Origin of the sequence: Variovorax sp. W1I1, assembly GCF_030815625.1 — a bacterium.
Lineage (GTDB): Bacteria > Pseudomonadota > Gammaproteobacteria > Burkholderiales > Burkholderiaceae_C > Variovorax > Variovorax paradoxus_C.
The window spans coordinates 5,300,927-5,325,453 of the sequence record NZ_JAUSWZ010000001.1; the positions used below are offsets into that span (position 1 = coordinate 5,300,927).

The 24,527-nt window shown below is 67.1% G+C and carries 22 protein-coding genes; 11 read left to right on the top strand and 11 right to left on the bottom strand.

The genetic code is table 11. The features are described from left to right. The first annotated feature begins 6 nt into the window (after positions 1-6). Genes QFZ83_RS24825 through nadE form a run of 4 tightly spaced genes read left to right on the top strand, consistent with a single transcriptional unit; the run spans position 7 to position 4,610 of the window. Positions 7-2,121 carry an ATP-dependent helicase gene (locus QFZ83_RS24825; RefSeq protein WP_307510865.1) on the top strand — a complete coding sequence of 705 codons (2,115 nt, stop codon included), beginning with the start codon at positions 7-9 and terminating at the stop codon, positions 2,119-2,121. Beyond that, positions 2,118-2,561: a hypothetical protein gene (locus QFZ83_RS24830; RefSeq protein WP_307510866.1), complete on the top strand. Its 444-nt coding sequence runs from the start codon at positions 2,118-2,120 to the stop codon at positions 2,559-2,561. Before QFZ83_RS24825 ends, QFZ83_RS24830 begins: the two co-directional genes overlap by 4 nt. Further along, the gene (locus QFZ83_RS24835) at positions 2,558-3,727 is read left to right on the top strand and encodes a phospholipase A (protein WP_307510869.1); all 1,170 of its coding nucleotides are present in this window, start codon (positions 2,558-2,560) and stop codon (positions 3,725-3,727) included. The genes QFZ83_RS24830 and QFZ83_RS24835 overlap by 4 nt, the downstream gene beginning before the upstream one ends. A gap of 37 nt (positions 3,728-3,764) precedes the next feature. After that, positions 3,765-4,610, top strand: coding sequence for an ammonia-dependent NAD(+) synthetase (gene nadE / locus QFZ83_RS24840; protein WP_307510871.1), 846 nt, complete (start codon positions 3,765-3,767; stop codon positions 4,608-4,610). A gap of 24 nt (positions 4,611-4,634) precedes the next feature. Here the strand turns inward: nadE and QFZ83_RS24845 are convergent, their stop codons facing one another. From QFZ83_RS24845 to QFZ83_RS24865, 5 genes are all read right to left on the bottom strand, one after another. Then, entirely contained in the window at positions 4,635-5,996 is a 1,362-nt protein-coding gene (locus QFZ83_RS24845) for a sigma-54 dependent transcriptional regulator (RefSeq protein WP_306882620.1), read from the bottom strand. After that, positions 5,993-7,828 carry an ATP-binding protein gene (locus QFZ83_RS24850; RefSeq protein WP_307510872.1) on the bottom strand — a complete coding sequence of 612 codons (1,836 nt, stop codon included), beginning with the start codon at positions 7,826-7,828 and terminating at the stop codon, positions 5,993-5,995. The genes QFZ83_RS24845 and QFZ83_RS24850 overlap by 4 nt, the downstream gene beginning before the upstream one ends. 188 nt (positions 7,829-8,016) lie before the next feature. Next, positions 8,017-8,766 (bottom strand): acetoacetyl-CoA reductase, encoded by a 750-nt coding sequence (gene phbB, locus QFZ83_RS24855; protein WP_013539197.1) that lies wholly within the window; start codon positions 8,764-8,766, stop codon positions 8,017-8,019. 36 nt (positions 8,767-8,802) lie between these two features. Then, complete coding sequence (locus tag QFZ83_RS24860) at positions 8,803-9,987, bottom strand: acetyl-CoA C-acetyltransferase (protein ID WP_307510874.1); 1,185 nt, start codon at positions 9,985-9,987, stop codon at positions 8,803-8,805. 62 nt (positions 9,988-10,049) lie between these two features. Next, complete coding sequence (locus QFZ83_RS24865; protein ID WP_307510876.1) at positions 10,050-11,393, bottom strand: dicarboxylate/amino acid:cation symporter; 1,344 nt, start codon at positions 11,391-11,393, stop codon at positions 10,050-10,052. A gap of 501 nt (positions 11,394-11,894) precedes the next feature. On the opposite strand from QFZ83_RS24865, the gene QFZ83_RS24870 reads away from it, so the two are divergent. Next, the gene (locus QFZ83_RS24870; protein ID WP_307510878.1) at positions 11,895-12,659 is read left to right on the top strand and encodes an alpha/beta fold hydrolase; all 765 of its coding nucleotides are present in this window, start codon (positions 11,895-11,897) and stop codon (positions 12,657-12,659) included. Positions 12,660-12,720: 61 nt separating this feature from the next. Continuing rightward, positions 12,721-14,169, top strand: coding sequence for an HD domain-containing phosphohydrolase (locus tag QFZ83_RS24875; RefSeq protein WP_307510880.1), 1,449 nt, complete (start codon positions 12,721-12,723; stop codon positions 14,167-14,169). Positions 14,170-14,448: 279 nt separating this feature from the next. Here QFZ83_RS24875 and QFZ83_RS24880 read toward each other — a convergent pair whose 3' ends face one another. From QFZ83_RS24880 to QFZ83_RS24890, 3 genes are all read right to left on the bottom strand, one after another. Beyond that, entirely contained in the window at positions 14,449-16,254 is a 1,806-nt protein-coding gene (locus tag QFZ83_RS24880; protein ID WP_307512808.1) for a cytochrome c biogenesis protein DipZ, read from the bottom strand. Between the two features lie 135 nt (positions 16,255-16,389). Then, positions 16,390-17,754: an ATP-binding protein gene (locus tag QFZ83_RS24885; protein WP_307510881.1), complete on the bottom strand. Its 1,365-nt coding sequence runs from the start codon at positions 17,752-17,754 to the stop codon at positions 16,390-16,392. A 112-nt stretch (positions 17,755-17,866) separates the two neighbouring features. Then, on the bottom strand, positions 17,867-18,283 hold the full coding sequence (locus QFZ83_RS24890; RefSeq protein ID WP_306883126.1) for an organic hydroperoxide resistance protein: 417 nt from the start codon (positions 18,281-18,283) through the stop codon (positions 17,867-17,869). Positions 18,284-18,627: 344 nt separating this feature from the next. Here QFZ83_RS24890 and QFZ83_RS24895 point away from each other — a divergent pair, with 344 nt between their 5' ends. Both QFZ83_RS24895 and QFZ83_RS24900 read left to right on the top strand, forming a co-directional pair. Beyond that, positions 18,628-19,971 (top strand): epoxide hydrolase family protein, encoded by a 1,344-nt coding sequence (locus QFZ83_RS24895; RefSeq protein ID WP_307510884.1) that lies wholly within the window; start codon positions 18,628-18,630, stop codon positions 19,969-19,971. 138 nt (positions 19,972-20,109) lie between these two features. Beyond that, the gene (locus QFZ83_RS24900) at positions 20,110-20,853 is read left to right on the top strand and encodes a response regulator (RefSeq protein WP_013539189.1); all 744 of its coding nucleotides are present in this window, start codon (positions 20,110-20,112) and stop codon (positions 20,851-20,853) included. Between the two features lie 13 nt (positions 20,854-20,866). On the opposite strand, the gene QFZ83_RS24905 is transcribed toward QFZ83_RS24900, so the two are convergent. Both QFZ83_RS24905 and QFZ83_RS24910 read right to left on the bottom strand, forming a co-directional pair. Continuing rightward, positions 20,867-20,992, bottom strand: a complete 126-nt coding sequence (locus QFZ83_RS24905) for a hypothetical protein (protein ID WP_307510885.1) — start codon at positions 20,990-20,992, stop codon at positions 20,867-20,869. Positions 20,993-20,996: 4 nt separating this feature from the next. After that, positions 20,997-21,581 (bottom strand): thioredoxin family protein, encoded by a 585-nt coding sequence (locus QFZ83_RS24910; protein WP_013539188.1) that lies wholly within the window; start codon positions 21,579-21,581, stop codon positions 20,997-20,999. A 221-nt stretch (positions 21,582-21,802) separates the two neighbouring features. Here QFZ83_RS24910 and QFZ83_RS24915 point away from each other — a divergent pair, with 221 nt between their 5' ends. Then, positions 21,803-22,006: a hypothetical protein gene (locus QFZ83_RS24915; RefSeq protein ID WP_013539187.1), complete on the top strand. Its 204-nt coding sequence runs from the start codon at positions 21,803-21,805 to the stop codon at positions 22,004-22,006. Between the two features lie 203 nt (positions 22,007-22,209). Further along, positions 22,210-22,641, top strand: coding sequence for a hypothetical protein (locus tag QFZ83_RS24920; RefSeq protein WP_013539186.1), 432 nt, complete (start codon positions 22,210-22,212; stop codon positions 22,639-22,641). Here the strand turns inward: QFZ83_RS24920 and QFZ83_RS24925 are convergent. Beyond that, positions 22,622-23,572: an AraC family transcriptional regulator gene (locus tag QFZ83_RS24925; RefSeq protein WP_307510889.1), complete on the bottom strand. Its 951-nt coding sequence runs from the start codon at positions 23,570-23,572 to the stop codon at positions 22,622-22,624. The two genes, QFZ83_RS24920 and QFZ83_RS24925, sit on opposite strands and share 20 nt — an antisense overlap. 151 nt (positions 23,573-23,723) lie before the next feature. On the opposite strand from QFZ83_RS24925, the gene QFZ83_RS24930 reads away from it, so the two are divergent. Next, positions 23,724-24,521 (top strand): fumarylacetoacetate hydrolase family protein, encoded by a 798-nt coding sequence (locus QFZ83_RS24930; protein ID WP_307510890.1) that lies wholly within the window; start codon positions 23,724-23,726, stop codon positions 24,519-24,521. Positions 24,522-24,527: the final 6 nt, after the last annotated feature.

Below are 24,527 nucleotides of genomic sequence, written 5' to 3' on the forward strand. Positions count from 1 at the left end.
CTGCACATGTCCCACGGTCTCAATCTCGCGCAACAAGAAGCGGTCAACTACATGCACGGTCCCTGCCTCGTGCTGGCAGGCGCGGGCTCGGGCAAGACGCGGGTCATCACGCACAAGATCGGCCGGCTGATCCAGGCCGGCCTCGAACCCAAGCGCATCGCGGCCATCACCTTCACGAACAAGGCGGCCGCCGAAATGCGCGAACGCGCCAAAGACCTGATCGGCCGGGACGCGCGCAAGGTGATCGTCTGCACCTTCCACGCGCTGGGCGTGCGCATGATGCGGGAAGACGGCGCGGTGCTGGGCCTGAAGCCCGCCTTCAGCATCCTGGACAGCGACGACGTGACCAAGATCCTGAAGGACGCCGGCGGCACCACCGACATCGCCACCGCCCGCATCTGGCAGTGGACCATCAGCAAGTGGAAGAACATGGGCCTCGATGCCCAGCAGGCCGCCGCCGCCGCGGTGGACGACAACGAGCGCATCACGGCCGAGGTCATGCGCCATTACGAGGAGCGGCTGCAGGCCTACCAGAGCGTCGACTTCGATGACCTGATCGGCATGCCGCTCAGGCTGCTGCACGACTTTCCCGAGGTGCGCGCCAAGTGGCAGGCCGCGCTCGGCCACATCCTGGTCGACGAATACCAGGACACCAACGCCACGCAGTACGAAGTGCTGAAGGCCCTGGCCGGCGACCGCGCCCGCTTCACCGCCGTGGGCGACGACGACCAGTCGATCTACGGCTGGCGCGGCGCCACGCTGGACAACCTGAAGAAGCTGCCGATCGACTACCCGACGCTCAAGGTCATCAAGCTGGAGCAGAACTACCGTTCCACCAGCGCCATCCTGCGTGCGGCCAACAACGTGATCGGCCCTAACCCCAAGCTGTTTCCCAAGACGCTGTTCTCCGAGCTGGGCGAAGGCGAGCCAGTGCGCGTGGTCGATGCCGACACCGAGCTGCACGAGGCCGAACGCGCGGTGGCGCGCATCGTGAGCCTGCGCGCGGGCGATGCCGTCACGCAAGGGGCGCAGCACAAGGAGTTTCGCGACTTCGCCATCCTCTACCGCGCCAACCACCAGGCGCGGATCCTGGAGCAGGCGCTGCGCCGGGCGCAGATTCCCTACAAGGTGTCGGGAGGCCAGAGCTTCTTCGACCGCGCCGAGATCAAGGACCTGTGCGGCTGGTTTCGCCTGTGGGTCAACAACGACGACGACCCCGCGTTCCTGCGCGCCATCACCACGCCCAAGCGCGGCATCGGCCACACCACGCTCGCGAGCCTGGGCACCTTCGCGAGCCAGTACAAGCTGAGCCTGTTCGCGGCGCTGTTCAGCCCGTCGCTTCCCAGCGTGATTCCCAAGCGCACGCTTGACGGCGTGCACGAGTTCGGCCGCTACATCAACGACCTGGAATACCGCGCGCGCCGCACCATGGGCGCCGAGGCCTCGCGCACCTTCATGCTCGACTGGCTCAAGGAAATCGACTACGAGCGCCATCTCTACGACGGCGAAGAGAGCGAGGCGGCCGCCGCCACGCGCTGGAACAACGTGATGGAGTTCGTCGACTGGATGTCGCAGCGCGCCGGCGGTTCGCTGGACGACGCCTCGGGCGCCAACGACAACGACGACAGCGGCGGAACCGAACGCAAGAGCCTGCTCGAGGTGGCGCAGACCATCTCGCTGCTCTCGACCATCAGCGAACGCGAGCAGGACCAGAACGTGGTCACGCTCTCCACGCTGCACGCCTCCAAGGGCCTGGAGTGGCCGCACGTGGTGCTGATCGGCGTGACCGAGGGCATGCTGCCCTTCAAGCTCGACGACGACAACGGCCGCCAGAAGGTGGTGAGCGACGAGACGACGCAGCGCCTGCAGGAAGAGCGCCGCCTGATGTACGTGGGCATCACCCGCGCGCAGCGCACCCTGGCCGTGAGCTGGACCAAGAAGAGGAAGCAGGGCCGCGACATGGTGCCCTGCCAGCCGAGCCGCTTCATCGCCGAGATGGGCTTGGACAAAACCACGACGAAGGAAGACCCGCGCGAGAAGCTCAAGGCGCTGCGCGCCGAGTTCGCGCAGAAGGCACAGGACAGCGCGGCTGCGAAGGCGGCCGCCGCGGCGGCGCCATGAGAGCGCTGCTCGCCGCCCTGGCCGCGCTCGCCATCACCGGCTGCGCAGCGGTCGATCCCAACTGCCCCACCGACGCGCGCGATCTGCCCTTGCAGTCACTCTACGGCCGCTGGGAAGCGCGCTTCGACGGCCAGCCCGCCGTGTCCGTCGTGCAACTGGGCAAGCATCCCGACTACGCCGGCGTGCGCGGCACGATCACACGCAGCGCCGATGGCGGCGCCAAGCCTTCGGTGGCGCAACTCGCGGGCGACGTCGACGACGAGGGCGCCCTCTCCATCGACGAATCGCTGGACGGCCGCGCCATCAGCGGCAACTGGGCCGGCACCTTGCAGCCGCGCTCCTGCGGCCGCGAATTCAGGGGAACCTGGCGCAATGCCGCAAACGACAGCACGCACCCGTTCGTGCTGACCAAAACGGGCGCCATGGAAGGAAAACAATGACTACTCGCACACATGCCCTTTTCGCAACGTCCTTGACGTTCGCCGCCTGCCTGGGCGGCACAGCCGCCTACGCGCAGGCCGTCGACAAGCCCGCCAGTCCGCTGGCCGATGCGCAGCTCACCTGGCAGCAGTGCACCGCGCTCGGCAACAACAACGACGCCCGCCTCGCCTGCTTCGACCGCTGGGCGCAGCAGCAGACGCTGCCTTCGGTGTCGGTGCCGGTCGCGCCGCCGGTGCTGGCCAGCACGCAGCCCGCGCCGCCCGTGGACGGATCGATGCCCGCCACCCGCGTGATCTCGGTGGCCACCAGCGAAGGCTGCCGCGACCGCCAGTACTCGGCGCTCTCGCGCTTCTGGGAACTGGAGAACGCCACCGACTGCGGCACCTTCGGCTTTCGCGGCTACCGGCCGCTCAACGTGTCGGCCTCGGCCGCCACCAACAAGCCGCAAGTGCCGACCTCGCCCTCGGCCGGCCACACCGGCGAAGCCGTCGCCTACCAGGCCAACGAGATGCGCATCGGCCTGTCGGTGCGCACCAAGCTCGCGCAGGGCCTGCTCACGCAGAACGACCCGGTCAAGAAGGATTCGCTGTGGTTCGCCTACTCGCAGCAGTCGACCTGGCAACTGTTCAACGGCGACATCTCGCGGCCGTTCCGCACCACCGACCACGAACCCGAGCTGATGTATGTCTACCCGACCGACTTCAAGCTGCCCGGCGGCTGGCGCTGGCGCTACACCGGCGTGGGGCTGGTGCACCAGTCGAACGGCCAGACCTTGCCGTTGTCGCGCAGCTGGAACCGCGTCTACCTGATGGGCGGCGCGGAACTGGACGACCGGTTCCAGATCACCGGGCGCATCTGGAAGCGCATGTCCGAGAGCGCCGCGAAGGACGACAACCCCGACATCTCCGACTACATCGGCCGCGCCGAAATCACCGGCCGCTGGAACCTCGACCGCGACAACACGCTGGGCCTCACGGTGCGCAACAACCTGCGCGACAGCGGCCGCGGCTCGGTGCGGCTCGAGTGGCTGAAGGCCATCGGCGATCCGACCAAGAGCAACCTGCGCTTCCACACGCAGCTCTTCCATGGCTACGGCGATACGCTGGTGGACTACAACCGCAAGCGAACCGTTCTGAGCATCGGTCTCAGCCTGGTTGATTTCTGATCTTCTTCATCACCCTCCACACACGCAGGCAGAAACCATGAGCGCCGATCTTTCCCCCGTCGATGCCACGCAGCGCGAGATCATCGCGGCGCTGCACGTCGCCCCCGTGTTCGATGCCGCCGCCGAACTCGCGCGGCGCGTCGATTTCCTCGCCGGCTACCTGAAGCAGACCGGCCTGAAAACGCTGGTGCTCGGCATCAGCGGCGGTGTCGATTCGCTGACCGCCGGCTGCCTCGCGCAGCGCGCCGTCGAGAAGCTGCGCGCCGAAGGCTACGACGCCACCTTCATCGCGATGCGCCTGCCCTACGGCGTGCAGAAGGACGAAGCGGAAGCCCAGAGATCGCTCACGGTGATGAAGCCCGACCGCACGATCACCGTCGACATCCGCCCCGCGGCCGACGGCATGCTCGCCGCGCTGAAGGCCGGCGAGCTGAAGTTCCGCGATGCGGCGCACGAGGACTTCGTGCTGGGCAACATCAAGGCGCGCCAGCGCATGATTGCCCAGTTCGCGGTGGCCGGCGCGCACGACGGCATCGTCATCGGCACCGACCATGCGGCTGAGGCGCTGATGGGTTTCTTCACCAAGTTCGGCGACGGCGCGGCCGACATCACACCGCTCACCGGCCTCAACAAGCGCCGCGTGCGTGCCGTGGCGGCGCTGCTCGGCGCGCCCGACGAACTGGTCCACAAGATCCCGACCGCCGACCTCGAATCGCTGGTGCCGGGCAAGCCCGACGAAGACGCTTTCGGCGTCACCTACGAAGAGATCGACGACTTCCTCGAAGGCAAGCCGGTGTCGGCCGCGGCACGCGCGATCATCCTGTCGACGCACCGCAAGAGCGCGCACAAGCGTGCGTTGCCGGTGGAGCCGCCGTCGGCGTGATCGCCGCGCCGCCCTGAACGGCGGCTACTTGAACTCCTCCGCCGTGATTCCCAGCTTGCGGAGCTTGTCGTGCAGCGTCTGGCGCGCAATCGCCAGCGCGGTGGCCGTGGCCGGCTGGTCGCCCTGGTGCTTGCGCAGCGCCTCGACGATCACCGCGCGCTCGAAGGCCTCGACCTGCTGCGGCAGCGCGCGCGGCAGTGCAGGCAAGCCTTCACCCGTTCCACGCGCCTGCGTGAGGCGCTCGCCGGGCAGCCCCAGCACGAAGCGGTCGGCCACGTTGCGCAGTTCGCGCACATTGCCTGGCCACGCGTAGGCCATCAGGTCGGCCAGTTGGGCGCTGGTGAGCAGCGGCGCCGCGCGCTCGTAGCGGCTCGCGGCCAGCAGCGTGAAGTGCTCGAACAGCAGCGGAATGTCTTCGCGGCGCTCGCGCAGCGGCGGCAGCTCGATGAAGGCCACGCCCAGGCGGTAGTACAGGTCGGCCCTGAACTTCTGGCGGTCGCTCATTTCCTTCAGGTCGTCCTTGCTCGCGGCCACCACGCGGCAGTCGAAAGGAATGGCCTTGTTGGAGCCGATGCGCTCGATGCTGCGCTCCTGCAGCGCGCGCAGGAGCTTGATCTGCACCGGCATCGGCATGCTCTCGATCTCGTCCAGAAAAAGCGTGCCGCCGTTGGCGTATTCGAACTTGCCCACCCGCACGCGGTTGGCGCTGGTGAAGGCGCCGGCTTCGTGGCCGAAGAGCTCGCTCTCGGCCAGCGCCTCGGGCAGGCCGCCGCAATTGAGCGGCACGAAGTGCTGGCGCCGGCGTTCGCTGTGGTCGTGCAGGCAGCGGGCGATGAGTTCCTTGCCGGTGCCGGTCTCGCCGTAGATGAGCACATCGGCCGAGGTCTCGGCCAGCGTCATCACGGTGCGGCGCACAAGTTGCATCTGTGCGGAGCGGCCGATCAGCACCGACTGGATGCCGTTCCAGTTCTCCAGCGCATCGCGCAACGCGCGCACCTGCAGCGAGAGCTGGCGGCGCTCGATGGCATGGCGCACGATCGCCACCAGCCGCTCGGAGCTGAAGGGCTTCTCGATGAAGTCGTAGGCGCCCTCGCGCATCGCCTGCACCGCCATCGCGATGTGGCCGTGGCCGGTGACCAGGATCACGGGCAGCTCGGCATCGGCCGCATGCAGCTGGGGCAGCCACTCGGTGCCGCTCAGGCCCGGCAGGCGCACGTCGCAGACCACGATGGCCGGCACGCCGAAGCTGATGTGGCTGCGCGCGCGCTCGGCGCTGTTGAAGGCTTCGACCTCGAAACCGGCCAGGGTCAGCACCTGGGTCGTGCTGAGGCGGACGTCTTCGTCGTCCTCGACCAGCATCACCCGGATGGCAGGGGCTTCGCTCACTTGTTGATCACTCCTGTGGGGGTGGGAATAAGGATGTTCTGCACGGCGGCAGGCAGGTCGACGACGAAACAGGCGCCGCCTTCGGGCTGGTTGGCCGCGCGCAGCGTGCCGTCCATGGCGCGCACCAATTGTGCCGAGATCACGAGGCCGAGCCCGAGGCCCGTGCCCGCCGACTTGCTGGTGACGAAAGGCTCGAAGAGGCGCGGCAGGATGTCCTGCGGAATGCCCGGCCCGGTGTCGCTCACGCGCAGGATCACCCGGCCCTCCCGCGGCCGTGCCTCGATGCGCAGCGTGCGCGAAGGCGCGTCCTGCATGGCGTCGATGGCGTTGCGCATCAGGTTGACGAGCACGCTGCCGAGCGCGGCCTCCTCGGCCATCGCGCTCAGGCTCGCGGGCTGCACGTCGACCTCGATGGCAACGGCGTTCTTCTTCGTGGCCTCGGCCACGATGACCTGCGCATCGGCAATGGCACGCGCCATCGGCACCGCGGCCAGTGGCAGCTCGCTCTTGTGCGCGAAGGTCTTGAGCTGAGAGGTCAGCCGCGCGAGGCGATCGACCATGCCGCGGATGCGCTGCAGGTTGCCGCGCACGTCGTCCAGGCGGTTCTTGTCGAGCAGGATGCCGGCGCTCTCCGAGAGCGTGCGCATCGCGGTGAGCGGCTGGTTCAGTTCGTGCACCACGCCCGTCGACATCTGGCCGAGCGCCGCCATCTTGCCGGCGTGCAGCAGCTCGCCCTGTGCGGCGCGCAACTGCGCGGTGCGCGCCACCACGGTCGACTCGAGGGTGTCGTGCGCGGTCTGGAGCGCGGCCTGGTTGGCGAGCTTCTGTCGCACGGCGCGGCGGCGCTGCCACAGCGTGACGGCGATCAGCAGCAGCACCGCCATCGCCAGGCTCGCGGTGATAGCCGCGTTGCGCGCGCCCACCCGCACCGGCGCCAGGTCGTCGAGCACCACCAGTTGCCATGGCGCGCCGCGCAGCTTGCGCGTGGAGGCGAGCTGGTCCACGCCGTCGAGCGTGATCACCTGCACGTCGCGCGCCAATGCTTCCTTCTGCGCCCATTGCAATGGCTGCAGCGCGGCTTCGCCGTACGGCCGCGAGCGCTGCACCTCGGCGCGCTGCAGGCCGTCCAGCGGGAGCATCGGGCGGAACTTGATGTCTTCGCGGGTGGAGAGGATCACCACGCCGCGCTGGTCGATCAGCACCACGTCGCCCGGGAGCTTGCGCCAGGCGCGCTCGGCCTCCTCCAGGTTGACCTTGACGGCCACCACGCCGCGCGTGGGCTGGTCGCGGCGCAGCGCGTACGACAGGTAGTAGCCGGGCTTGCGGCTGGTGATGCCCACGCCGTAGAAGCGGCCCCGGCCCTGCCCGAGCGCATCGATCACGTAGGGGCGGAACGAAAAGTCCTGGCCGACGGTGGTGCCGGGCCGGTCCCAGTCGGAGGCCGCGAGCGAGATGCCGCCGGCGTCCAGCACATAGAGCATCTCGGCGCCCGCCGCGGCATTGACGCCGTTCAGGTAGCGGTTGACCGCCTCGCGCAGCGCGCCATCCGAAGGCGTGCCGAGCAGCGCCGGGACGATGGGCGTCATCTCCAGCAGCGCGGGCAAATACTCGAAGCGGGCCAGGTCGGCGTCCAGGCCCGTGGCGAGCATGTCGAGCCGGTGGTCGGCCGCATCGCGCAGGCGCGCAAGGCCGGTCTGCATCGCGACATGGTGGCCGGCGAAGGCGGCCACGGCCACCAGCGCCAATGCGCCGAGCCAGCGGGGCAGGCCGCGCCAGCGTCTGGGAGTGTGAGAAGGCAAATCGAAGCGCCGTGCCGGCTCCCGTGAAGTCATGCGCCCGTTATTGCACAAGGCCGTGAAGGCCGCATCAGTGGCAGCCCGGTGGGGCATATCCTGCGACGTTTCCTGCAACATTTCGTCCAGGCTCGGCATGCGCTCAGGTCCATCGCGCGGCTGTCGCACAGGTGAACTTGTGGATCAATGCCGCCTGGTCGATGCCGTTTCAAATCATGGTCGTGCGCTCATTGCATGTGCTGGCCGCCGTTGATGGCGATGTTCGCGCCCGTCACGAAGGCGGCTTCTTCCGAAGCCAGGTAAATGATGAGGCCCGCCACTTCCTCGGGCTTGCCGAGACGGCCGACCGGGATGTGCGGCAGGATCTTGCTGTCGAGCACTTCCTTCGGAATGGCCGTGACCATCTTGGTGCCGATGTAGCCGGGCGAGATGGTGTTCACCGTCACGCCCTTCTTGGCCACCTCGAGCGCCAAGGCCTTGGTGAAGCCGTGCACGCCGGCCTTGGCGGCCGAGTAGTTGGTCTGGCCGAACGCGCCCTTGGAGCCGTTCACCGACGACACGTTGATGATGCGGCCCCAGCCCCGCTCCACCATGCCGTCGGCCACCTGCTTGCTCATGTTGAACAGGCTGTCGAGGTTGGTGCGCAGCACGGCGTTCCAGTTGATCTGGTCCATCTTCTTGAAGGTCATGTCGCGCGTGATGCCAGCGTTGTTGACCAGCACATCGACCGGGCCCAGCGCCTCCTGCACCTGGCGCACTGCCTCCGCGCACGAGTCGTAGTCGGCCACGTCGCAGGGCACGGCCAGGATCTGGTAGCCGCGCGACGCCATCTGCGCCACCCACTCGGCGTGCGACTTGTTGCCCGGCGAATAGGTCACCGCGAGCTTGTAGCCCGCGTCGACCATCTTGGTGGAGATCGTCTCGCCCAGGCCGCCCATGCCGCCGGTGACCAGGACCACTTGTTGTTTGTTGCTCATTGGCTTGCTCCTTCTTCGTGTGATGAAAAAATCGGATCAGGCGCGTTCGACGGCCAGAGCGACGCCCATGCCGCCGCCGATGCACAGCGAGGCCAAGCCCTTGTTCGCGCCGCGGCGGCGCATTTCGTGCAGCAGCGTCACCAGCACGCGACAGCCCGAGGCGCCGATCGGGTGGCCGATGGCGATGGCGCCGCCGTTCACGTTGATGCGGCTGGTGTCCCACTCCATTTGCTGGTTCACCGCGCAGGCCTGCGCGGCGAAGGCTTCGTTGATTTCCATCAGGTCGAGGTCCTGCGCCTTCCAGCCCGCTTTCTTGAGCGCGAGCTGCGAAGCCGGCACCGGGCCCATGCCCATGAGCGAGGGATCGAGGCCCGCGCTCGCATAGGCGCGGATCACGGCGAGCGGCTTGAGGCCCAGCGCGGCGGCGCGCGAGGCCGACATCACCAGCACCGCGGCGGCGCCGTCGTTCAGGCCCGAGGCATTGCCGGCGGTCACCGAACCTGCCTTGTCGAACGCGGGGCGCAGGCCGGCGAGCGCGTCGGCGTTGGTCTTGCGGTTCACGAACTCGTCGGCCGAGAAGACGATGGGGTCGCCCTTCTTCTGCGCGATGCTGAACGGAAGGATCTCGTCATTGAAGCGGCCGGCATCCTGCGCGGCCGCGGCCTTCTGCTGCGAGGCGAGCGCAAGCGCGTCCTGCATCTCGCGCGTGATGCCGTACTTCTTGGCCACGTTCTCGGCCGTGGTGCCCATGTGGTACTGGTTGTAGACGTCCCAGAGGCCGTCCACGATCATCGTGTCGACCAGCTTCCAGTCGCCCATGCGCTGGCCGTTGCGCGAGTTGGGGAGCACATGCGGCGCGGCGCTCATGTTCTCCTGGCCGCCGGCCACGACGATTTCCGCATCGCCGCACTTCACCGCCTGCGCCGCGAGCATCACGGCCTTCAGGCCCGAGCCGCAGACCTTGTTGATGGTGAGGCCCGGCACGCCGATGGGCAGCCCGGCCTTGATGACCGTCTGCCGCGCCGGGTTCTGCCCCGCGCCGGCCGCGAGCACCTGGCCCATGATCACTTCCGACACCGCATCGCCCGCCACGCCGGCCTTCTCGAGCAGCCCCTTCACCACATGCGCGCCCAGATCGGGGGCGGCTGTGCCGGCGAGCGCGCCGCCGAACTTGCCGACCGCCGTGCGTTGCGCGGCCACGATCACGATTTCGTCTGACATGAGAGTCTCCTTTGGGGGTTGATGCGAGAGCGAGAGAGGAAGTGAAGCGACTTCGTTGCGGTTCAGCGCGCCGGACCGGCGGGCATGTGCACCTCGGTCGCGTCGAGCACCTGCTCGGGCTCCTCGGCCTCGGCGGTGCTCTCCTGGTTCAGGATGCGGTTCATGCGCACCGTGTCCAGGTCGTCGGTCCACTTGGCGACCACCACGGTCGCCACGCCATTGCCGATCAGGTTGGTCAGCGCGCGGGCTTCCGACATGAAGCGGTCGATGCCCAGGATGAGCGCGAGCCCCGCCACCGGCACATGGCCCACGGCCGAGAGTGTGGCCGCCAGCACGATGAAGCCGCTGCCAGTGACGCCCGCCGCGCCCTTCGAGGTGAGCAGCAGCACGGCCAGCAGCGTGAGCTGCTGCGTGAGCGTCATGTCGGTGTTGGTCGCCTGCGCGATGAACACCGCGGCCATCGTCAGGTAGATCGAGGTGCCATCGAGGTTGAACGAATAGCCCGTGGGCACCACCAGCCCGACCACCGACTTCTTGGCGCCCAGGTTCTCCAGCTTGGCCATCATGCGCGGCAGCACCGATTCGCTCGACGAGGTGCCCAGCACGATCAGCAGTTCTTCCTTGATGTACTTGATGAACTTCCAGATGCTGAATCCGTGGAACCGCGCGATTCCTCCCAGCACCACGAAGATGAACAAGAGGCAGGTCAGATAGAAGGTGGCCATCAGCTGGCCCAGCTGCAGCAGCGAGCTCACGCCGTACTTGCCGATGGTGAAGGCCATGGCGCCGAAGGCACCGATGGGCGCGACCTTCATGATGTAGCCCACGATCACGAAGAGCACGTGCGAGCCCTTTTCGATCACGTCGAACACCAGCGTGCCGCGGCCGCCGAACTTGTGCAGCGCGAAGCCGAACATCACCGCGATCAAGAGCACCTGCAGGATCTCGCCCTTGGCGAAGGCATCGACCACCGTGTTGGGAATCACGTTGAGCAGGAAGTCCGTGGTGCTCTGCATCTTGCCGGGGCCGGTGTAGGCCGCGACGCTCTTCGCATCGAGCTGGCTCACGTCGACATTCATGCCGGCGCCGGGTCGCACGATGTTGATGATCACCAGGCCCACCACCAGCGCGATGGAGCTCACGACCTCGAAATAGAGCAACGCGAGGCCCCCGGTCTTGCCGACCTTCTTCATGTCTTCCATGCCGGCGATGCCCACCACCACCGTGCAGAAGATGATCGGCGCGATGATCATCTTGATGAGCTTGATGAAGCCGTCGCCCAGCGGTTTCATCGAGGCGCCGGTGTCGGGCCAGAAGTGGCCCAGCAGCACCCCGAGCACGATGGCGGTGATGACCTGGAAGTAGAGGGATTTGTAAAAGGGCTTGGGTGCGGCCTGAGAGTCCACGGGTATCTCCTAGAAAATTTCTGGCACCGGCGGCACGCGGCCGGGCACCTGCAAAACGATCGACGGGGGATGCAAACGCTGGCTGCCGCAGTGCGGCCCGGCAGCACGAACGCATCGGTCCGCCTGCCGGTCACCGCAGGCTCAAGGTCGCCTGGGGCTGTCGGTTTGTCTCCTGTGTCATGGCCGGCACCTCATCGGGTCGCGCGGCCGCTCCCGTGAACTCAGCAATCGATATGCCATGCGCAAGCCGCCGTCCGAAGCGCGCTAAGCCGTTGATTTCATGAGGATCGGCGCCGCCCTTGACCCTTCGGCCTGCCGAGAATCCGGATACGCAGCCGGATGTCCGTCCGAACCACCGGACCCGAAACCAAGGGCAAACCCTGAGTGACAAGGACCCAGCCGGCGCCGGTAGGACATTCGTCCAATGGCGTTCAAAACCCCGCGCGACGACAGTACGGGCTCCCCTTCACTACTGCTTCCAACCCTTTCTTCAGGACCCTCATGAAAACCGCTCAACGCTTCAAGCTCGCCGCCGCTGCCCTCGCCATCGGCCTCTCCTTCGCCACCGGCGCCACCGCTGCCGACAAGCCCAGCGTGGTCATCGTCCACGGTGCGTTCGCCGATGGCTCCGACTGGGCTAAGGTGATCCCGCTGCTGCAGGCCAAGGGCGTGAACGTGGTGGCGGTGCAGAACCCGCTCACTTCGCTCGACGACGACGTGGCCGCTGCCAAGCGCGCCATCGATGCGCAGCCCGGCAAGGTCGTGCTGGTCGGCCACTCGTGGGGCGGCTCGGTCATCACCGAGGCCGGCGCGAACGACAAGGTGTCGTCGCTGGTCTACATCGCGGCCTTCGCACCCGATGCGGGCCAGACCTCGGCCGAGCTCGGCAAGGACTACCCGGCCGCGCCCGGCTTCGCGCACATCAAGGCCGATGCGAGCGGCTTCCTGTCGCTCACGAAGGAAGGCATGGCCAAGCACTTCGCACAGGACCTTCCCGCAGCCGCCACCTCGGTGATGACCGCGACGCAGGGTCCGATCCAGGGCAAGTCGTTCGAGCAGAAGCTGACCGTGGCCGCCTGGAAGACCAAGCCCTCGTGGTTCCTGGTCGCGAATTCGGACCACATGATCCAGCCCGCGCTGCAACGCGACATGGCCAAGAAGATCGGCGCGACCGTCACCTCGGTCAACAGCAGCCACGTGCCGCAGCAATCGCAGCCGGCCAAGGTGGCGCAGGTGATTCTGGACGCCGTGAACCAATCCAAGTAAGGTGCCCGGCGCGCTGGCCCAGGCCGGCGCGCCCTCTTCCTTTTATTCTTCGATTTCTCCCGTGCAGCCTGCGCCCCACATCCCGGTCTTCGACGCCATCAAGGCCCTTGCATTCGTCGGCGACCTGAGCATGGGGCAACCCATCGATCATTCGGCCCGCACCGCGTGGATCGCCTCGCAGCTCGCCGCCGCCCTCGGCCGCGATGCGACGGTGCAAGGCCATGCGGCCTGCGCGTCGCTCTTGCGATGGTCGGGCTGCACCGCGAATGCGCCCGAGTTCTCCGACCTGATGGGCGACGACGTCGGCGGGCGCCGCGCGATGCTCTCGAACGCATCGGCGAGCGCCGCGGCCGAGCTTGCGGCCTCCGTCGGTCCGATGGCGGAGATCCATTGCGAGGTGTCCGGCGACATCGCACGCACGCTGGGCATGCCGCCCGAAGTCGAGCGCACGCTGCGCCACATGTTCGAGACCTTCAACGGGCAGGGCAAGCCGCACGGCCTGCGCGCCTCGCAAATTCCCGAAGAGGTGTTCATCGTCTCGGTCGCGGGCGACCTTGAAATCTTCTCGCGCGTGCATGGCCTGAGCAATGCCTTGCGCTACATCGCCGACCGCGCCGATGCGCGCTATCCGGCCTTCGTGGTCGATGCGGTGCAACAGCACGCGGTCGACTGGCTGCACGCGCTGGAGCAAGGTGCGGCGGCCGACATGCAGTCGCCCTCCGATGCACTGCGCGAGGCGACCGCATCGCTCGAACTGATCGCCGACGTGATCGACCTCAAGCTGCCGTGGATGACCGGTTTCTCCCGCCGCGTGGCCGATGCCGCGTTCGCATGCGCTGCCGGCGTGGGGCTGGGCGATGTCGAGCAGGGGCAGGTGCGGCGCGCGGCGCTCATCCACGGCATCGGCCGCGCGTCGGTGCCGAATGCGGTGTGGGATTCGCCGACCGTGCGCAGCGAAGCCGACAAGGAGCGCCTGCGGCTCGTGCCCTACTGGACGGACCGCGCGGCGCGCCGCATCGGCACGCTGCGAACCGAAGCGGAGATCGCCTCGTTCGTGGACGAGCGCCTCGACGGCTCAGGTTTTTTCCGCGGCATCAAGGGACCGGCCATCGATGTGGCGGGGCGTGTGTTGGCCGTCGCTGCGCATTGGGTGTTGTTGCGCACCAGCCGTCCGGGGCAGGCTGCGCTCGATGAAGCCGATGCGATTGCGGCGCTGAAACGCGAGGCGGAACTTGGGCGGCTCGATGCGGCGGCTGTTGCTGTACTGACGGGACATCCGCAGAGCGGCGCCATGCATGCGCCATCGAGCGAAGCAGCCGCGCTTCTCTCCAGCCGCGAAGTCGAAGTGCTCGGGCGCATCAGCCTGGGCGACAGCAACAAGGAGGCGGCGCGTGTGTTGGGCATCAGCCCGAGCACCGTGCGTGCGCATCTGGAGAACATCTTTCGCAAGCTCGAATGCACGACGCGGGCTGCGGCTACGTTGAAGGCGTTGACGCTCGGGTTGCTCTGAACGCAAGCTGCTGGTCAGGGTGGGTGCACAGGCCACCGGGTACTCCCCTCCGCGAATGTCCCCCGGGCTTCGCCCTCCTCCTTGATTTCGCTGCGGGGAGCACCCGATGCCCTGCGCACTCGCGCGCGCCGCGGGTGTATCGCTGATCAACGACGGCTCTGAAAACGAACGTGCCGATGGGGTGCCTTGCGCAGCGAAATCAAGGAGGAGGCCGCAGGCGGGGGACATTCGCGGAGCAAGGTACCCCGTCGGCGCGATCGCCGCCCTGAATGGCTTCCTTCAGCCGAACGTGAACGCGTAAGCCTGCGCCCCACCGTCGAGGAATTCGATTTCGAACAACCGGTCCTTGCCGCTCTTCGTCTGGCGAACGAGCTGGTAAAGCTTCTGCGCCTCGATGGTTCCGTAGCCCTCTGCATCGGTGTCGGCACCGTGGTCCGCGAGCGGCGCCTTGCCGTCGATCAGCACGCGGAAGCGCACCGGCTTGCCATCCGCCATGGGGCCGAGCACAAGGTGCAGATCACGCGCCTGGAAGCGGTAAGCGATGCGACCGTTCGGCTGGTTCGACACGGCGCGCTCGGACTCCACGGTCCATTCGCCGGCCAAAGCCCACTGGTTCGTGCGCAGCATCGCAGGGCTTTGGTAGACATGCGCGCGGCCGTTTACGAGACCACCGGGCGATGCGAAGCCTTGCGCACGCTCGGCGCCCACATAGGTCTCGCCCGACATCGCGAGTTCGTCGCCCGGCGCGGCCTGCGTGCCCTCGCCCTTCGGTGCGACCACGCCAGCCGGCAGGTTGCGTTGCCCCGCTTCGGCGAGCAACTGCTGGAGGATCTGCTCGGCCTTGTCGTAGCGGTTCTCGCCGAACTGGTGATAGCGGATGCGGCCCTCTGCATCGATGAAATAGAACGCGGGCCAGGCCTGGTTGTCGAAGCCGCGCCAGATCTTGAAGTCGTTGTCCAGCGCCACCGGGAACTCGATGCCGAGGTCCTTCGTTGCCTTGCGTACATTGGTCGATCGCTTCTCGAACGCGAACTCCGGCGAGTGCACGCCGAGGACGACGAGCCCCGCGTCCTTGTACTTCTCGGCCCATGCGCGCACGTAGGGCAGCGTGCGCAGGCAGTTGATGCACGAGTAGGTCCAGAAGTCGACCAGCACGACCTTGCCGCGCAGGGACTCGGGGGTCAGCGGTGGCGAGTTGATCCATTCGGTCGCACCGGCAAGCGAAGGGAACTGCCCCTCTATGCCGAGCTTGCGCACGGGCGCCGGTTCAGGGAGCACGGCGGCTGTCTTCACGAGGCCGGTGTCTTGTTGCTGCGGGGAAGATTCGACCAAGGGCGTGGATTGCGGTTGCGGCTTCGGCATGTCGATCTTCTCCACGAGCGCTTTCTCGAGTGCCGAGGTGGTGCCCACCGAGAGCTGGCTGAGCACGCCGGTGTCGAGCCCCAGCGCGATCGCGCCAACGCCCACCAGCACGGCAACGCCGGCCAGGCGACGCACCCACTCGCCGGTGTGCAGCGACCGCTTCATGACTGCGAACAAGCGTCCGCCGAACAGCAGCGCCGCCGCCAGCGAGGTGCAGGCACCGGCCGCGTACGCGAACAGCAGCACGGTGGTGCCGACGCTCGCGCCGTTGAGCGCAGCACCCGTCAGGATGAGGCCGAGGATCGGACCCGCGCACGGCGCCCAGAGCAGACCCGTGCCGATGCCCAGCAGCAGCGGCGAGAACACCGAGGCCTTGGCATTCGGACCGTCGGGTTGCGCTTCGGCCAGGCGGATGCCCAGCGCGACCAGTGGCCGGCTCATGCGGTCAGCCAGGCTCGGGAACAGCAGCGTCACGCCGAAGAGCGCGAGCATCGCGATCGCCGCGTAGCGCCCGTACTCGTTGACCGTGACCACCCAGCCGCCACCGACTGCCGCCAGCGTGGCGATGGCGGCGAAGGCCACCGCCATGCCCAGCAGCATCGGCAGGCCGTGCGAACGGAACGGGCGGTCGGCGCGTGCGAACACGAAGGGCAGCACCGGCAGGATGCAGGGGCTCAGGATGGTGAGCACCCCGCCCAGGTAGGCAATGAGAAGGAGCAGCAGCATGGTTCGGGTCTCGTTTGTAGCGGTCGGTGCGCGCCCTCGGGGCGTGCGGGGTCTTCACGGTCTCGACGCACGAGCCGCGGTTGCAAAAAACAAGTGGGCGGAAACGGCCGCAGCGTGCGCGGCCCGCTTCCTCTAGGTGATTCGCGTGGGCATGGTCAGGCGTGCCTCCAGTCCGCCTTCGGGGCGGTTCTGCAGCTTGAGTTCGGCGCCCATCGCCATCGCCAACTGGTGCGCGATGGCAAGGCCGAGGCCGGTGCCGCCGGTGCTGCGATTGCGCGAGCTTTCGACGCGGTAGAAGGGCTTGAGCACCGCATCCAGTTCGTCGGGCGGAATGCCGGGGCCGTTGTCGACCACGGCGATGGCCAGTTGCCCATCACCGGGTTGCACGCGCACCCGCACATCGCTGCCGAAGATCAGCGCGTTGTCGATAAGGTTCATGACGATGCGGCGCATCGCGTTCGGGCGGCCGACGATCGGCGTGCCCGCCTTGCCTTCGAGGTGCACCGTCTTGCCGGCGTCCTCGTAGTCGGCCAGCATGCTTTCGAGCAGCGCGTCGGCATCCATGCGCAGCGGCGGCTCGGTGGCGCCGTGCAGGGTGCGCGCATAGGTCACGCCTTCGCGCACCAGCGAATTCATCGCGTCCAGGTCCTGGCGGAACTTGGTGCGGTCGTGCTCGTCGTCCATCATCTCGGTGCGAAGCCGCATCCGCGTGATCGGTGTCTGCAGGTCGTGCGAGATGGCGGCCAGGATCTCCACGCGTTCGGACATGTAGCCGCCGATGCGCTGCTGCATCGCATTGAAGGCGCGCGCGGCGTGTGCCACCTCGGTGGGGCCTTCTTCCGCGAGCTTCTGTGCCTTGAGGTCGGGGCCCAGGTCGTCGGCCGCGGCGGCCAGCTCGGCGAGTGGCCGCGTGACCAGCCGCACCGCGAACCAGGCGCAGACGGCCAGCACCAGCAACTGGATCACGAGCACCCACATTACCCAGCTCGACACCGGCATCCCCACGCGCATGGCGTGCACCACGACAGAAGAACCATCGTGCAGCCGCACCTGGATCTGCAGGCCCTCAGGCGGACGGGCCACCTGCCCGACCTTGACGATCTCGAACGGCCGCATCGCGTCGACGATGGCGGTGGCGAACTGCTGCGACAGCAGCGATTCGGGGGGCACGCCTTCGGCCATGCCGCCCAGCACGAAGCGGTAGTTGCGCCGCTCCAGCTTCTCGAGCCAGCTCGGGCGTTCGGCGGCGGGCAGGCGGTCGAGGATGGCGACCGAGCTGGCGATGTCGCGCTCGATGCCGATCATCATCAGCTCGCGCATCGCCATGTCGCGCTCGTAGCGGATGGCGGCGAAGGTAAGCAGTTGGGCAATCGCCAGGCCCACCACGATGATCAGCGTCACGCGGGAGAAGAGCGACCGCGGCACCAGCCGGTGCAAGCCGCCGGCGGTGCTTGCAGGAGGATTCACAACGGCGGGGCTGGCGGGTGGGGTGGACATGGGCTCGTTTATAGACCCGGGCCTCGCCCGAAAGCCCATCGCATGTATCGCAGTGTGTTCAGCAGCAAGAAGCGACATGGAACATTACCCGGTCGGCCCGTCATGCGTCCTGTCAGACCACGTTGATCGTGACGTCGATGTTGCCGCGCGTGGCCTTGGAGTACGGGCACGTCTGGTGCGCCGCATCCACCAGCGACTGGACAACCTCGCGCTCGATGCCGGGCACGCTGACGTTCAGGCGGGCCTTGAGGAAGTAGGCGCCGTCGGTGTTGGCCAGGTCCACCTCGGTGTCCACGGCCAGATCGGCGGGCAGCTTGATCTTGAGCTTGCCGGCTGCCAGGCCCATGGCGCCGATGAAGCAGGCGGACCAGCCGGCGGCGAAGAGCTGCTCGGGGTTGGTGCCGGTGCCCGGGCCGCCGGGGGAAGAGAGCTTGACGTCCAGGCGGCCGTCGCTGCTGGTCGAGGCGCCGTCGCGGCCGCCGGTGGTGTGGGTCTTGCCGGTGTAGAGGATCTTTTCGGTGGAGGTCATGGTGTTTCCTTGGAGGGGTTGGTTGGGAACGGACCGGATTGTTGGGCCGCCCCCGTCCTTGCGGCGCACCTTGCGTATGCCTCTGTATCTGCCGAAGAAACCCACACAGTACGTTTCACTGCCGGGCTGCGCCGGGATCGCAATGGCGGCATCTCTCCTCGAACGCACCGCTTCCTGCCATCGGCTTTCCGATGAAACGTAGTGTGTGGATTTCTCGCGTCGATACACGGGCATACAGCCTTCGGATCGGAGAGGGAAGGCACGGCCAAAGATGCGCCCGTCCGTTCATTCGGGCGGCCCGCAAGGCCTCTTCACTTCACTCACTCGACGAAAGAAAGATCACCATGTCTTCTGTTTCTTCTGTGCCTCCAGCGCCCACGCGGCGCCACTTCTTCGCCACCACCGCCGTGGCGGGTGCCGCCGGTTTCGGGCTGCTCTCCAACCCGGCTTTCGCACAGGGCCCGGGCGCTTCGGCTGCCGTTGATGTGCCCGCCACGACGAAGCCCCGCGCACCGACCGGCGACACGTCGATCCGCCCCTTCCGCATCCATGTGCCCGAGGCCGTGCTGGCCGACCTGCGCCGCCGCATCCAGGCCACGCGCTGGCCCGACCGCGAGACGGTCAATGACCAGACGCAGGGCGTGCGGCTCGAGAAGCTGCAGCCGCTGGTGCGCTACTGGGGCACGGGCTACGACTGGCGCAAGGTGGAGAAGCGGCTGAACGCCCTGCCGCAGTTCATCACCGAGATCGACGGGCTCGACATCCAGTTCGTGCATGTGCGCTCGCGTCATGCGAACGCGATGCCGCTGGTCATCACGCACGGCTGGCCGGGCTCGGTGATGGAGCTCCTGAAGGTCATCGGCCCGCTCACCGACCCGACGGCGCACGGCGGCCGCGCGGAAGACGCCTTCCACCTCGTGCTGCCCTCGATGCCCGGCTACGGTTTCTCGGGCAAGCCGCAAAGCACCGGCTGGGGCGCCGACCGCATCGCGACCGCGTGGGATGTGCTGATGAAGCGCCTGGGCTACACGCGCTATGTGTCGCAGGGCGGCGACTGGGGTTCGGTGGTCGCCGACAAGATGGCGCGCCAGGCACCACAGGGGCTGCTGGGCATCCATGTGAACATGCCCGCGACGGTGCCGCCGGACGTGGCGAAGGCCCTCAACAACGGCGACCCCGCGCCAGCGGGCCTCTCGGAGAAGGAGAAGGCCGCGTTCGAATCGCTCAAGTACCTCTACACCAAGGGCGGCGGCTACGCGGCCATGATGGTGACGCGCCCGCAGACCCTGGGCTATGCGCTGGAAGATTCGCCCGCCGGGCTGGCCGCCTTCTTCTACGACAAGTTCAACGAGTGGACCTACAGCGGCGGCGATGCCGACAAGGCCTTCACCCGCGACGAGATGCTGGACGACATCACGCTCTACTGGGTGACGAAGACCGCGACCTCGGGCGCGCAGCTCTACTGGGAGAACAACGCCAACAACTTCAACGCGGTCGACATCGCGATCCCCGCGGCGGTGACGGTGTTCCCCGGCGAGATCTATCGCGCGCCCAAGAGCTGGACCCAGCGGGCGTACCGCAACCTGATCTATTTCAACGAGGTGGACAAGGGCGGCCACTTCGCGGCGTGGGAGCAGCCTGAGCTGTTCGCGGTCGAGATCCGGGCTGCGTTCAGGTCGCTGCGCTAGCGGCCTCGCCGGGCGGAGGACGCGAAACATAGTGTCGCGGCCTCCGCCTGCAGATACTTGCGAATACAAACCCCCTGCCCGTTCGCGGCGGGCGAGATACATTCCGGCTGCGGCGCACTTCACACCTCACCCACAGCCATGACCCCAAAGACCTCCGACCACATCCTCATCGTCGACGACGACCGGGAAATCCGCGAACTGCTCACGACCTACCTGGTCAAGAACGGTCTGCGCGTGGTGGCGGTGCCCACCGGCCGGCACATGCGCGCGGCGCTGGAGGAGTCGGGGCCGTTCGACCTCATCATCCTGGACCTGATGCTGCCGGGCGAAGACGGGCTCACGCTGTGCCGGGACCTCCGCACCGGCAAGTACAAGGCCACGCCGATCCTGATGCTCACCGCGCGCAGCGAAGAGGCCGACCGCATCCTGGGCCTTGAGATGGGCGCCGACGATTACCTGGCCAAGCCTTTCTCGGCGCGCGAGCTGCTCGCGCGCATCCGCTCGGTGATGCGGCGCACGCGCATGCTGCCTCCGAACATGGGCGCGGTCGAGCCGTCGCAGAAGCTGGCCTTCGGCGACTGGCATGTGGACACGGTGGCGCGCCACCTGCTGGACGACAGCGGCACGATGGTGGCGCTGAGCGGCGCCGAGTACCGCCTGCTGCGCGTGTTTCTCGACCATCCGCAGAAGGTGCTGAGCCGCGACCAGTTGCTCAGCCTCACGCAGGGCCGCGAGGCGGAGCTCTTCGAGCGCTCGATCGACCTGCTGGTGAGCCGCCTGCGCCAGCGGCTGCGCGACGATGCGCGCGAGCCGCGCTACATCAAGACGGTGCGCAGCGAAGGCTATGTCTTCGCTTCGGCGGTCGAAGCGCGGGACGACTGAGCGGCCCGCCGCTTCACGTACGACGGCGTTTGCGGGTGCCCACGAATTCGCGGGCCGTGATGCATTGACAACTCACCGGGTTGCGGACTTCGTGTGCGAAGCCGCCCGCGAAGAAGAGGAGCGCGAACCAGAGCTTCATCATCTCAGCCTCCGGTGGCAGCAGCAGCACCACCAGCCACCGGCGACGGCTCGGCCAGCAGCGCCTGGATCTTTTTCTCCGTCGTGCCGTAGCTGCCTTCGCCGAAGTGCGAATAGACGATCTTTCCCTGCTTGTCGATCAGGTAGACCGCAGGCCAGTACTGGTTGTTGAAGGCCTTCCAGGTGCCATAGCTGTTGTCCTGCGCCACCGCGTGCTGGATCTGCAGGCGCTTGATCGCGTCTTGCACGTTCTTGGTCGACTTCTCGTAGGCGAACTCGGGCGTGTGCACGCCCACGACGACGAGGCCCTTGTCCTTGTACTTCGCGTTCCAGTCCTTGACGTACGGCAGGTGATTGAGGCAGTTGATGCAGGTGTAGGTCCAGAAGTCGACGAGCACGACCTTGCCGCGCAGGTCCTGCAGCTTCAGCGGCTCGGAGTTGAGCCACTTGTCGATGTTCTGGAATTCGGGCGCCTGCTGCGCGGCGCCCGCGGGAACGTCGCCACCCGGGGGCGGTGCGGCAAAAGTGAGAACGGCGACCGAGGCCGCAACCGCCGCAACGGCGAGAACTACATTGGATCGAATGCTCATGGTGATGTTGTTCTGAACAAGGAAGTGGAGGGGGTTGGGGAAAGAACGAGCGGATTGTTCGCCGCACCTCGCGCCTCGGACACACATTGCGTATGCCTCTGTGTCGGCCTTGAAAACGAACACACTACGTTTCACACGCGGCTTTCGCCCCCTTGCGAGACCTCTGGAAAATTCAGACTTGGCCTACAGACACCCGATTTCCAAGGGAACATCGTCGGGCCATGACACATCCGATCGAACTCATCATCGAGGAGCCGGTGCCCGGCTCCTTCGTCTGGCGGCTGCTGGAAACCGATGCGAACGGCGCGAACCCGACCGTGCTTCGCAGCGCCTTCGATGCAGCCGACAGCTACGAGGCCGCGCTGGCTTCGGGGCAGCGTGCCCTGCACAGCGAAATACGCAACATCGCCGCCAGCGCACACTGAGGCGCAGCGCGGTCGCCACCTTCATCTCCATCGCCATCTCTTGCCGGAGAAGGTGCATGCGTGCGCACACGCCGGCCGTCGCGTCAGCATGTGCTTACGGCTGGTTCACGAGGCGTCCTACCACCTGCCCGCCGCCGCTTCCTAGGATGTTTTCAGGCGCCGGACCCGATGCAACAACCAACACCGGCGTCAAGGAGATGACCATGCAAAAGTTCCTGCGGATATGCGCGACCGCGTCGTGCTTCATGGCACTTGCGGCCCATGCGCAAACAACCCCGCCTCCGGCGGCAACGATGGACCCCGCCGTGGCGGAGCTCAAGGCCGGTCGCGACAAGATCGCCGCCGACTACAAGGCCGACAAGGCCGCCTGCGATGCCATGAAGGACAACGCAAAAGACGTCTGCGTCGAGGAAGCCAAGGGCAAGGAAAAGATCGCCAAGGCCGAGCTCGATCAGAAGGTACGGCCCAGCGACAGCAACGCACGCAAGGTGGCCGAGGCCAAGGTCGAAGCCGCCTACGACATCGCCAAGGAAAAGTGCGACGACCAGAAGGGCGACGCCAAGTCCGCCTGCGTGAAGCAGGCCAAGGCCGAAGAGAGCAAGGGCAAGGCCGACATCAAGGCGATGAAGAAGTAACAACGGCAGCAGCAGCCGGCGCGCCCGCGCCTTGGCGGAACTGCCTTGGCGTGACGCCGATCTGCTGGCGAAAGCGCCGGCTGAAATAGTCGGCATCGCTGAAGCCGCATTGCTGCGCGATGTCGCCGATGCGGACGCTGGAGGTCAGCAGCAATTCCTTTGCGCGCTCCAGCCGCCGCTCGGTGACGAGTTCGGTGAAGGTGCGGTCGGTCTGCTTCTTGAGCAGGTGCGCGAGGTAGTTGGGCGACAGCATCGCCGCAGCCGCCGCTTCGTTGAGCGACATCTCTTCGCTCAGGTGCTCGCGCACATAGCGCATCACACGCTGCAGCGCATCGCGCCGCGAACTGCGGCCGCTGTGGTGTGCGGCCTGCTCCAGCAACGCTTCCTCGTGTCGCTGGCAGGCCAGCGCGATGAGCTGCAGCAGGATGCCGCGGATCGCGCCCGCCGTGGCGAAACCCCGTGCGCGGTTCAGTGCGGAGAGTTCATCGAGCCAGCGCAGGATGCGCGCGAAATCCGCTTCGTCGAAAGAGAAGTCGACGTACTCCTGAAAGAGGAACGGCGCGAGTTCGGGATGCCGCGCGACGGACACCTCTTCGAGGTCGAGCGGCTCGACGGCAAGTTCGGGCCAGAGAAAGCCCTGGTCGAAGTTCACGATGGCGTAGCGTGCGCCGACGGGATGCGGCACCACGTGCACGCGATACGGCAGCACGAAGCTCAGATGCCCCGCGCGGAACGGCCGCACCGCGCCGCCGATGAGCTGCTGCTCGCCGCCTTCGATGCTCACCTGGATCTGGAAGTACTCGTGCCGGTGCGGCCGCGCGAGCACGTCGCGCGCGCCTTCGAAGCGGATGTCGAAGTCGAGATGGTTCGCACGCTCCTGCATGCCGTAGAGGCGGGAGCTGGAGGTGCTGGACTGATGGGGAGCCGGCATGGCGCGATGGTAGCGAGAGGCAGGGGCGATGGGTCTGGGCCGCGTGTTGTTTGCGTCCTGTTTTTGCGTAGATGCGTGCGGCGCGGCGGCCGTGCGTCATCCCAGAATCGACGACGCGCTTTCAGACATAACCCCGAAGGAGACACAGACCATGTCCAACACCTCATCACGCCGCGGCCTCCTGGCCGGCTCGGCCGCCATGGCCACGGGCGCCATTGCCGGTTGCGCGCTGCCCGCCGGTGCGGGGCGCACGGCGTCCACGCCTTTCGATGTCGCCGTCTCGACCGTGCCGATCGTCGGCAGCGAACAGGTGTACCCGGTGCGCCGCATCTATTGCATCGGCCGCAACTACGCCGCCCATGCGCGCGAGATGGGCTCGGACCCGACGCGCGAGCCGCCCTTCTTCTTTCAAAAGCCGGCCGACGCGATCCAGGTCGTGACACCGGGCAAGGTGGCCGACCACCCCTACCCCACGCTGACCAAGAACTACCACTACGAAGTGGAACTGGTCGTTGCGCTCGCCAAGGGCGGCAAGAACATTCCGGCGGCGAGCGCGCTCGACCATGTGTACGGCTACTCGCTAGGCCTGGACATGACGCGCCGCGACCTGCAGCGCGAAATGGGCGACCAGAAGAAGCCGTGGGAAATCGGCAAGAGCTTCGATCACTCAGCGCCCATTGGACCGATCCATCCGGTGGCGAAGGTCGGCCATTTCGCCGATGGCGCGATCTGGCTCAAGGTGAATGGCGAAACGAAGCAGAACGCCACGCTCAAGTACATGATCTGGTCGGTCGCCGAGCAGATCAGCCGGCTGTCGCAGGCCTTCGAGCTGATGCCCGGCGACATCATCTACTCGGGCACGCCCGAGAACGTGGGGCCGGTGGTGCGCGGCGATCTGATCGAAATCCACATCGACGGGCTGCCCAACCTGTCGGTGCGGATCGTCTGATCCGGC

What these genes read in the sequence shown, in the direction of transcription:
- QFZ83_RS24825 (WP_307510865.1), top strand. Translation starts at nt 7, where the DNA reads ATGTCCCACGGTCTCAATCTCGCGCAACAAGAAGCGGTCAACTACATG.
- QFZ83_RS24830 (WP_307510866.1), top strand. Translation starts at nt 2,118, where the DNA reads ATGAGAGCGCTGCTCGCCGCCCTGGCCGCGCTCGCCATCACCGGCTGC.
- QFZ83_RS24835 (WP_307510869.1), top strand. Translation starts at nt 2,558, where the DNA reads ATGACTACTCGCACACATGCCCTTTTCGCAACGTCCTTGACGTTCGCC.
- nadE (WP_307510871.1), top strand. Translation starts at nt 3,765, where the DNA reads ATGAGCGCCGATCTTTCCCCCGTCGATGCCACGCAGCGCGAGATCATC.
- QFZ83_RS24850 (WP_307510872.1), bottom strand. Translation starts at nt 7,828, where the DNA reads ATGACTTCACGGGAGCCGGCACGGCGCTTCGATTTGCCTTCTCACACT.
- phbB (WP_013539197.1), bottom strand. Translation starts at nt 8,766, where the DNA reads ATGAGCAACAAACAACAAGTGGTCCTGGTCACCGGCGGCATGGGCGGC.
- QFZ83_RS24860 (WP_307510874.1), bottom strand. Translation starts at nt 9,987, where the DNA reads ATGTCAGACGAAATCGTGATCGTGGCCGCGCAACGCACGGCGGTCGGC.
- QFZ83_RS24870 (WP_307510878.1), top strand. Translation starts at nt 11,895, where the DNA reads ATGAAAACCGCTCAACGCTTCAAGCTCGCCGCCGCTGCCCTCGCCATC.
- QFZ83_RS24885 (WP_307510881.1), bottom strand. Translation starts at nt 17,754, where the DNA reads ATGTCCACCCCACCCGCCAGCCCCGCCGTTGTGAATCCTCCTGCAAGC.
- QFZ83_RS24890 (WP_306883126.1), bottom strand. Translation starts at nt 18,283, where the DNA reads ATGACCTCCACCGAAAAGATCCTCTACACCGGCAAGACCCACACCACC.
- QFZ83_RS24895 (WP_307510884.1), top strand. Translation starts at nt 18,628, where the DNA reads ATGTCTTCTGTTTCTTCTGTGCCTCCAGCGCCCACGCGGCGCCACTTC.
- QFZ83_RS24900 (WP_013539189.1), top strand. Translation starts at nt 20,110, where the DNA reads ATGACCCCAAAGACCTCCGACCACATCCTCATCGTCGACGACGACCGG.
- QFZ83_RS24905 (WP_307510885.1), bottom strand. Translation starts at nt 20,992, where the DNA reads ATGAAGCTCTGGTTCGCGCTCCTCTTCTTCGCGGGCGGCTTCGCACAC.
- QFZ83_RS24910 (WP_013539188.1), bottom strand. Translation starts at nt 21,581, where the DNA reads ATGAGCATTCGATCCAATGTAGTTCTCGCCGTTGCGGCGGTTGCGGCC.
- QFZ83_RS24915 (WP_013539187.1), top strand. Translation starts at nt 21,803, where the DNA reads ATGACACATCCGATCGAACTCATCATCGAGGAGCCGGTGCCCGGCTCC.
- QFZ83_RS24920 (WP_013539186.1), top strand. Translation starts at nt 22,210, where the DNA reads ATGCAAAAGTTCCTGCGGATATGCGCGACCGCGTCGTGCTTCATGGCA.
- QFZ83_RS24925 (WP_307510889.1), bottom strand. Translation starts at nt 23,572, where the DNA reads ATGCCGGCTCCCCATCAGTCCAGCACCTCCAGCTCCCGCCTCTACGGC.
- QFZ83_RS24930 (WP_307510890.1), top strand. Translation starts at nt 23,724, where the DNA reads ATGTCCAACACCTCATCACGCCGCGGCCTCCTGGCCGGCTCGGCCGCC.